Here is a 2325-nt window from a genome sequence, read left to right on the forward strand (position 1 = left end):
CGGGCGACGCAACTTTGGACGGCGCCGCGCTCGCGAAGCTTCTGACCGACCGGGGCCTCACGGCGGAAGTCGTCCCCGAAGGGCCCGCCGCCCGCACGGTCTTCTCGATTCCTGAAATGGACTGCCCGGTGGAAGCCGGCGAAATCGAGCGCGAGCTCGCCAAAGACGGGATCACGGGCGCCGCCCTCAACATCATGAACCGCACGATGACGCTCTCGGCCGACGAAGCGACGCTTGCGCGCGCCCGCGCCGCGGTCGAGCGCCTCGGCTACCACGCGATTCCCGTCACCGCGAAGCGCCGGGAAGTGGCCGAAGTGAAGGTCGACTGGACCCGCTACGGCACGGCGCTCGTCCTCGCCTTCCTCTCCGAAGCCGTCGAGCTCGTGCACGAATATTCGCCGGACATGCTTCCCCTGCCGGAGGCCTGGGTCTCCGGGATCACGCTCGTCCTCGCGTTGGCCGCGATTCTTCTCACCGGCATCGGCACCTTCAGGACCGGCATCAATTCGATCCTTCACGGCACCCTCAACATGAACGCTCTCATGTCGGTGGCGGTCGTGGGCGCCGTCCTCATCGGCGCTTGGCCCGAAGCCGCGATGGTGATGGTGCTCTTTGAGATTTCCGAAGCGATCGAGCAGCTCGCGATGGCGAGGGCCCGCCGCTCCATCCGCGACCTGATGAGCGTCACGCCCGAGCGCGCGTTCGTGTTGGACGGCGCGGGCGCCGTCACGCCGACGCCCGTTGAGGAAGTCATGCCCGGCGCACGCGTGCGCGTTTCGCCCGGTGAACGCATCCCTCTGGACGGCGTCATCGAAAAGGGTGAGACGACGCTCGACCAGGCCGCCATCACCGGCGAGGGCCTCCCCGCCGAAAAAGGTCCGGGCGGCGTCGTCTGGGCCGGCACGGTGAACCTCACCGCCACGATCGAGGTGCGCGTCACGGCGGCCGCCTCCGAGTCGCTCACCGCCCGCATCATCGATGCGGTCGAAAACGCCGAAGCGTCGAAGTCGCCCGTCCAGCGCTTCGTCGACCGCTTCGCCGCGGTCTACACGCCGATCGTCTTCGTCGTCGCCGCGGCGACGGCGGTCATCCCGCCGATTTTCCTCGGCGACTTCATGGGCTGGCTCTACAAGGGGCTCTGCCTTCTCGTCATCGCCTGCCCGTGCGCGCTCGTGATTTCCACCCCCGTCACGATCGTCTCGGCCTTGGCCTCCGCCACCCGCGCGGGTCTGCTCATCAAGGGCGGGCTCTACCTTGAAGAAGCGAGGAAGCTCCGCTTCGTGGGCCTCGACAAGACGGGAACCCTCACGAAGGGCGAACCCCACGTCGCGCTCGTCAGGACCATGAACGGGGCGGACGAAACCCGGGCGCTTGAAATCGCGGGGAGCCTCGCCGCGATGTCGAGCCACCCGCTCTCGAAGGCGCTCGCCCAGTACGCCGAATCGAAGGGGCTCGAACCCTTCGAGGTCGAAGCCTTCAAGGCGATTCCGGGTGCGGGGACCGAAGGCCGCGTCGGCCGCGGCTTCGCGCGGCTCGTCAACCTCCGGTGGCTCCGTGAGGCGGGTCTCGCCGACGAAACCGTCGAAGCGATCTTCGCGGAGATCATGCGCGAAGGCATGTCCGCGACGGCCTTGACCGACCGCTTCGGCGTCGTGACGGTCTTCGGCTTCCGCGATACGTTGAAGCCCGACGCCAAGGAAGGGATCGCCGCGCTCGAAGCCGTGGGGTTGGAACCCACCCTTTTGACCGGCGACACGCCCGAAGCCGCGAAGGCCTTGGGGGACGAACTGGGCCTCACGCACATCCGTGCGGGGCTTCTCCCCGACGAAAAGCTCGCCGCCATCGCCGACATGCAGAAGACGGGGCTGACCGCCATGGTCGGCGACGGCATCAACGATGCCCCGGCGCTCGCGCAGTCCGACATCGGGATCGCGATGGGCGTGCGCGGGACGGAGAGCGCCGTCGAAGCCGCCCACGTCGTCGTGATGGACGACCGCGTGAGCTCGATCGCGACCCTCGTGCGGCTCTCCCGCATGACGCACGGCGTGCTCCTCCAGAACATCGTCTTCGCCTTGGGCGTCAAGTTCCTCTTCGCCGTCGCGACCTTCGCTGGCATGGCGACGATGTGGATGGCCGTCTTCGCGGACGTAGGCACCTGCCTCATCGTCGTCGCGAACGGCATGCGGATGCTGCGCGCGAACGAGAAGCTCAAAACGCACTGATTGGGACTTTCCCTAATAAGGCGTCAGAGACGGTCTGAATGGAGGGGTTGTCGAGCTTTTCTGAACTCTTCTGGAACCCTTCCGAAAGCTCCGTCGAATCGTC

1 protein-coding gene is annotated in these 2325 nt (G+C 67.1%); it reads left to right on the plus strand.

Annotation, left to right across the window (positions count from 1 at the left end; all coding sequences use genetic code 11):
- Positions 1–2222: heavy metal translocating P-type ATPase (locus HMPREF9440_RS05705; protein ID WP_008542352.1), on the plus strand; the 2222-nt coding region annotated here is incomplete at its 5' end.
- Positions 2223–2325 lie beyond the last annotated feature (103 nt).

This window comes from Sutterella parvirubra YIT 11816 (genome assembly GCF_000250875.1).
Taxonomy (GTDB): Bacteria; Pseudomonadota; Gammaproteobacteria; order Burkholderiales; family Burkholderiaceae_F; genus Sutterella; species Sutterella parvirubra.